The organism is Delftia sp. ZNC0008, from assembly GCF_000799035.1.
GTDB classification, from domain to species: Bacteria; Pseudomonadota; Gammaproteobacteria; order Burkholderiales; family Burkholderiaceae_C; genus Comamonas; species Comamonas tsuruhatensis.
In genome coordinates this window covers 1-5,632 of record NZ_JTKZ01000275.1, presented here as the reverse complement: position 1 = coordinate 5,632, position 5,632 = coordinate 1, and the positions used below count along the sequence as shown (strand labels likewise).

General features: G+C 59.4%; 6 protein-coding genes and 1 pseudogene. 2 read left to right on the top strand and 5 right to left on the bottom strand.

Going from position 1 to position 5,632, the window contains the following annotated elements; all coding sequences use genetic code 11:
* Positions 1-399: MarR family winged helix-turn-helix transcriptional regulator (locus L995_RS09020; protein ID WP_047471121.1), on the bottom strand; the 399-nt coding region annotated here is incomplete at its 3' end.
* A gap of 102 nt (positions 400-501) precedes the next feature.
* Here L995_RS09020 and L995_RS09015 point away from each other — a divergent pair.
* Together L995_RS09015 and L995_RS09010 are read left to right on the top strand one after the other, a co-directional pair.
* Complete coding sequence (locus L995_RS09015) at positions 502-1,479, top strand: tripartite tricarboxylate transporter substrate binding protein (protein WP_047471119.1); 978 nt, start codon at positions 502-504, stop codon at positions 1,477-1,479.
* Between the two features lie 85 nt (positions 1,480-1,564).
* The gene (locus L995_RS09010; protein WP_047471117.1) at positions 1,565-2,893 is read left to right on the top strand and encodes a sulfatase family protein; all 1,329 of its coding nucleotides are present in this window, start codon (positions 1,565-1,567) and stop codon (positions 2,891-2,893) included.
* A 68-nt stretch (positions 2,894-2,961) separates the two neighbouring features.
* Here L995_RS09010 and L995_RS09005 read toward each other — a convergent pair whose 3' ends face one another.
* The 4 genes and pseudogenes from L995_RS09005 to L995_RS31950 form a co-directional block, all read right to left on the bottom strand.
* Positions 2,962-3,825, bottom strand: a complete 864-nt coding sequence (locus L995_RS09005; RefSeq protein WP_047471115.1) for a DUF4034 domain-containing protein — start codon at positions 3,823-3,825, stop codon at positions 2,962-2,964.
* Between the two features lie 439 nt (positions 3,826-4,264).
* Entirely contained in the window at positions 4,265-4,570 is a 306-nt protein-coding gene (locus L995_RS32955) for a hypothetical protein (RefSeq protein ID WP_156136020.1), read from the bottom strand.
* Positions 4,571-4,674: 104 nt separating this feature from the next.
* Complete coding sequence (locus L995_RS32950; protein ID WP_442855477.1) at positions 4,675-5,118, bottom strand: Imm58 family immunity protein; 444 nt, start codon at positions 5,116-5,118, stop codon at positions 4,675-4,677.
* Positions 5,119-5,226: 108 nt separating this feature from the next.
* Positions 5,227-5,552: pseudogene (locus L995_RS31950) on the bottom strand (RHS repeat-associated core domain-containing protein); the annotation flags it as partial.
* Positions 5,553-5,632: the final 80 nt, after the last annotated feature.

The following is a 5,632-nucleotide window of genomic DNA, read 5'->3' as shown; positions in this document are numbered from 1 at the left end:
GGGCTCGGGCACGGCGTCCATGAGCTCGCGGTTGATGGCCTGCACCTGCGGGAACAGCTCGGTATGCAGGGCGCGGCCCGTGTCGCTCAGGCGCAGCAGTGCGCGGCGCGCATCGCCCACCTGGCTCTCTTTCCACACCAGGCCCTTGGCCAGCAGCGCCGTGACCGCGCGCGAGGTGCGCGTGCGGTCCAGCTGCGCCTGCTCGGCCAGCTGCGAGGGCTGCAGCTGCCCGGCCTCGGCCAGCAGGCAGAGCATGCGCCATTCGCGCCGCGTGATGCCGTAGCGGCCCTCGCACAGGCGCACCACGCGGCTGCCAGCGGCCGCCTGCAGCCGCGCCAGGTGGTAGAGGAACATGTCGTCGAGCACGGCGGGGTGGCGCCAGCGGTGGAGGTCGGTCATGGACTCGCGGGCCGGTTTCGGGTTTACGCTAGGGATGATGGATTAGATGCATTGTCGGCGGCCTGCGTACATTGGCCGCAAGACAACGACAAGGAGACAAGTATGCCCAGCCCCCTCGCAGCCCTGGCGCGTGCCGCCCTGGCTTTGGTCGCCGCCGGCCTGTGCGCGGCGCCCGCCCTGGCCCAGGAATGGCCCAAGGCCAAGCCCATCCGCATCGTCGTGCCCAATCCGCCGGCCGGCCCGTCCGACATCTCGCTGCGCCCCGTGGCCGCCGCCATGCAGGCGGCGCTGGGCCAGGCCGTGGTCGTGGACAACAAGCCGGGCGCCAACGGCAACATCGGCGCGGCCGAGGTCGCGCGCTCCGCGCCCGATGGCTACACCTGGCTGTGGGCCATGGACCCCGTGCTCACCGTCAACCCCCATGTCTACAAGAACATGGGCTACAAGGCCGACGCGCTGGAAACCCTGGTCGTGGCCGCGCGCTTCTCGCAGACCCTGGTCTGCGGCCCGGGCACGGGCTTCAAGTCGGTCAAGGACATGGTGGCCGCCAGCAAGACGCGCGAGCTGACCTATGCCTCGGGCGGCGCGGGCTCGCCGGGCCACCTGGTCATGGAATCGCTGCTGGCTACCTCGGGCGCCAAGATGGTCCATGTGCCCTACAAGGGCCCCGCGCCGGCCATGCAGGACCTGCTGGGCGGCCAGGTGGACTGCGGCTTCCTGGCCGGCCCCACGGTCTTGCCCCAGGTCCAGAGCGGCAAGCTGATCGCCCTGGCCACCTCGGGCAAGACGCGCTCGGCGCTGGCGCCCGAGCTGCCGACCATTGCCGAGTCGGGCTTTCCCGAGTTCGACGGCACCTTCTGGATTCTGCTGGCCGCACCCAAGGGCGTGCCGCCTGCCGTGCAAAAACGCTTTGTCGACGCCATGAACGAGGCCATCCGCGCACCCGAGCAAAAGGAACGCGCCAAGGCCCTGGACATCGAGATGGTCGGCTCCACCGTGGCCGAGGCCCAGGCGCGTGCCAAGGGACAGTCCGCGCAGTGGGCCGCCCTGGTCAGGCGCATCCACCTGACCAACGACTGAAGCCGCCACCAGGGCCTGTGGCCCTGAGGCACCGCCGTTTTGGCGATACTCCCTTTCCCAACGCATCCACTGTCTCCTGGCTCCCATGGCAACCCAGCGCCCCAATCTGATCTTCATCCTGGCCGATGACCTCGGCTATGCCGACCTCGGCTGCACGGGCGCGCGCGATGCGCACAGCCGCGCCACCGATGTCTCGCCTCGCCTGGACGCCATGGCCGCGCAGGGCATGCGCTTCACGCGTGGCTATTCCAACTCGGCCGTGTGCTCGCCCACGCGCTTTGCCCTGGCCACGGGCCGCTGGCAGTACCGCCTGCGCGGCGCGGCCGAGGAGCCGATCGCCAGCGTCCACGGCGACAAGGTGCTGGGCCTGCCGCCCGACCATCCCACCGTGGCCTCGCTGCTGCGCGACGCCGGCTACGCCACCGCCCTGGTCGGCAAATGGCACCTGGGCTACCCGCCGCATTTCGGCCCGCGCATGTCGGGCTACGAGGAGTTCTACGGCTTTCACGCAGGCGGCGCCGACTACTTCGCCCACTGCGACCCGCGTGGCCGCCCCGACTTCTGGATCAACGAGGAGCCGCACGAGGAAGAGGGCTATCTCACCGACCTGCTGAGCCGCCGCGCCGTGGACTTCGTCGAGCGCCAGACGGCCGACAAGCCCTTCTACCTGTCCCTGCACTACAGCGCCCCGCACTGGCCCTGGCTCACGCGCGACGACCTGGCGGAATCGCGGCGCATCGGCGGCTTCGGCAAGCACACCGACGGCGGCACCATCGAGACCTACCAGCGCATGATCCACCACATGGACGAAGGCATTGGCTGGGTGCTGGATGCGCTCGAGAAAAAGGGCATGGCCGAGAACACGCTCATCGTCTTCACCAGCGACAACGGCGGCGAACGTTTCTCCAACAACTGGCCCTTCATCGGCCAGAAGATGGACCTGCTCGAAGGCGGCATCCGCGTGCCCCTGCTGGCGCGCTGGCCTGACCGCATGCCGGCAGGCGCCGTCAGCGACACGCCCAACCTGACCATGGACTGGTCGGCCACCTTCCTGGCCGCCGCGGGCGTGGACGGCCACGCCGACTACCCGCTGGACGGCGTCAGCCTGCTGCCCCTGATGGAAGACGGTACCTGGAACCCCGAGCGCGACCTGTGCTGGCGCATGAAGCACCGCGCCCAGCGCGCCCTGGTGCGCGGCGACTGGAAATACCTGCAGATCGAAGGCGTGGAATACCTCTTCAACGTGGCCCATGACCCGCGCGAACGCGCCAATCTGCGCGACCGCGAGCCCCAGCGCCTGGCCGAGCTACGCGCAGCCTGGCAGCAATGGGATGCTTCACTGCCGCCCATTCCGGAAGAAGCCAAGGTGTCGCTGGTGTTCAGTCGGCAGGATCTGCCTTCGGCGACGTTTTGAGGGTGTGTGTGCCCGCAGGCTGTGGGCGATAAAACAAGGCAGGCCTTTGGGCCTGCCTTGTTTCCTGATTACTGGTACGTCCTGACCATGCCCGCCCGTGCGGCCTCCGAGTTTTCGCACATGTCCTTGGCCTGTTTGTAGAGGGCCTGGGCCTTGCTCTTGTCCTTCTCCATGACTTCGTAATGGCTGGCCTTGGCAAGCACCAGGTTGTATTGGAGATAGCTGGCGCTGGCCGAAGGCAGCGACTTCACGGCCTGTGACACCATTTGGTCCAGGCCCTCCAAGGACCCGCCCCAGCGCGGGCTCAGGTAATTGAGGGCATTGACGCGGGCCGCCAGGTTCTTGGGATCGGCCTGATCGGCCGCCTGCAGCCACTGCGCCGCAGTACGTCCACCCACCTGGTTTTCCATCGCGGCCAATCCAATCAGCATCGTCTGCGGCAAGGCCGAGCGGGCATCCAGCGCCATGGCCTTTTGCAGATACGGCTGGGCCTTCGCGCTGAGCTGCTTGACAGTGTTCCACTGGCTGCCCGTCACCCTGGAGGCCGGCGCCTCGCCACGGGCGCCAAATGCCTTGTTGCCGTAATAGAGGCCCGCATTGAGCTGGGCAAAGAACGACTTGGGCTGCTGATCCGCCCACATGCGCATCACGTTCTCTTCCTGCAGGCTCAGTTGCTGCAGTCCCAGCAGATCCCGCATGGTCAACAAGTCCCCGCCCGAGGAAGAAAGATTCTTCTTGTGCCTGCGGGCCAGTTCCTTGTCCAGCGCCTCGAACTTGAACTCGCTGAGCAGTGCAGCCCTCTCGGACTCTTCCAGAGTGGCATTGCCATCGGGAATCAGCGGGCACTGCGCGGCGTAGGTGGCAGTGGCTGCGGAGAGAGACAGGGTGGCGAGCAGGATGCGGATCAGGGTTTGGGTGGTTTTTGCGGTCATGTGTCCCTCTTGGAAATGGTTGTGTTATTTAATGATTTAAAACTAATAAGCCAATATTTATTTCTCCAAACTCCTGTTTAAATCAAAGTGCCGTGAGAAATAGAAGCAGAACAATAAAAAATGGAAGAAGATATGCTGCAAGGAACATTATTGCATCGCCATTCTTCCAGAAGAGCTTGTAGCCATGCTCGTACAAGAATGCGAAGAAAACTGCAGTCTGAAATAAATTCCCAATAAGACTGAACTTGGAATTGTATAAGTTAGAAGATATAAGAAGAAATAGCGTGATGTAAAATAATATTGCAAATACCCTAGTCATTATTCCGTAAACCCAGTGATGGAATTATATTGATTCATGAATAGATAATCGGAAAGCAATCGCTGAAGCAATGAATGGTTCAAGAGCTATTTGCAATATTAATTAAATCTCATGGGTCGATTAATCGCCGCCGAATATGCTTTTGACGTTTGTTGAAAAATGAATAATCAACCCAAAAATTCCAAGAATAGCTCCAATCAAACCAACAACGGCACCGCCTCGCGGTAACCATAAAAAAGCCAGAATACCACCGACGACAGCCGTTAAAACACCTATTATCATAACTAATATTCCATATTCATTTTTGTATATTTTCATCACAATTGATTCTTCGTGCATGTAGTTGAACATGTGCATGTTTGATATCCGATGGATGTTCCCTCCATCAACATCGTCTGTGCCTTTACCGTAGAGTAATGCTTCCATCTGCCCTTTCATCACCAGGCAGACCCTGTAATAATGCTGTCGTTGCCCAAAAGGACCTCATATGTCGCTCTCAGAAGTTGACCTCAGGAAATTCCATATTATTTTTAATATTCAACTTTTACCAATCGGTCCGAAGAGAAAATAAATCTAACATCACCGTACCATATTAGATCATTTTCCATTTTTATTTGAGAGTTAACTGCTTTTTTATTGATGGATGAATTCTTTAACTTATATGCAATCTGCTCCATATCCATTCCTCTCCATTCGCGCTCGATGAGTGAAATGACATTATCAATATCTGCACGCGCTGATTCACACCCTTGATTTGAGTAAGATAATGTTATTGATTTATCGACAACCGAGTATGCCAAGTAAATAATCACCAAAATTAGCGCAATTATCAAGATAAATGATTTGTTTATTTTCATAAAATTATTGACCTGCTTTGGCGGCATCTCTTGCCCGTCGTCTTGGGGTAGTTTAGAGCCAATAATTCCTTTTGCATTTGGGTTGTATATACCGTATTCAAAGTATTGTGTTTTCACTGAAGTATCATATGTCAACACACCACTATGCCCACCAAGCCACGTGCTTGTTTTACCTTCGGCGTACTCCACCGGATAATCTGGAAAATTAACAACGTAGGCTTGCTGTAAGCCTAACGAATCTATCCACCCCGTGGGATTTACAGGGTAGATATAGTGATTATTGCCTCCCATCAACCCAATCGGATCCTGATTGATGTAGCTCCCCACCATCGGCTCGTAATACCGATGCCGGTTGTACTACAGCCCCGTCTCCCTGTCATGGTGCTGCCCCGGCAGTCGGATCGCCTGGTGGATGCCCTGCGGCTTGTATTCCTGCAGCACATTGCCTCAGGGCCCAGCTTTGCGGCCCAGGCCACCTGGCCTGTCTGGTCCGTCAGGGCCATGGGTGTGCCTAGATGGTCACAGTGGTAGCGGTGAATGGCGATGCGCGACTGCTACGCTTTGGCCTGCTCCTGCTCCTGCTCCTGCTCCTGCTCCTGCTCCTGCTCCTGCTCCTGCTCCTGCTCCTGCT

Excerpts from the sequence above, each read along its gene's own strand:
- L995_RS09015 (WP_047471119.1), top strand. The coding sequence starts at position 502 with ATGCCCAGCCCCCTCGCAGCCCTGGCGCGTGCCGCCCTGGCTTTGGTC.
- L995_RS32955 (WP_156136020.1), bottom strand. The coding sequence starts at position 4,570 with ATGGAAGCATTACTCTACGGTAAAGGCACAGACGATGTTGATGGAGGG.
- L995_RS09010 (WP_047471117.1), top strand. The coding sequence starts at position 1,565 with ATGGCAACCCAGCGCCCCAATCTGATCTTCATCCTGGCCGATGACCTC.
- L995_RS09005 (WP_047471115.1), bottom strand. The coding sequence starts at position 3,825 with ATGACCGCAAAAACCACCCAAACCCTGATCCGCATCCTGCTCGCCACC.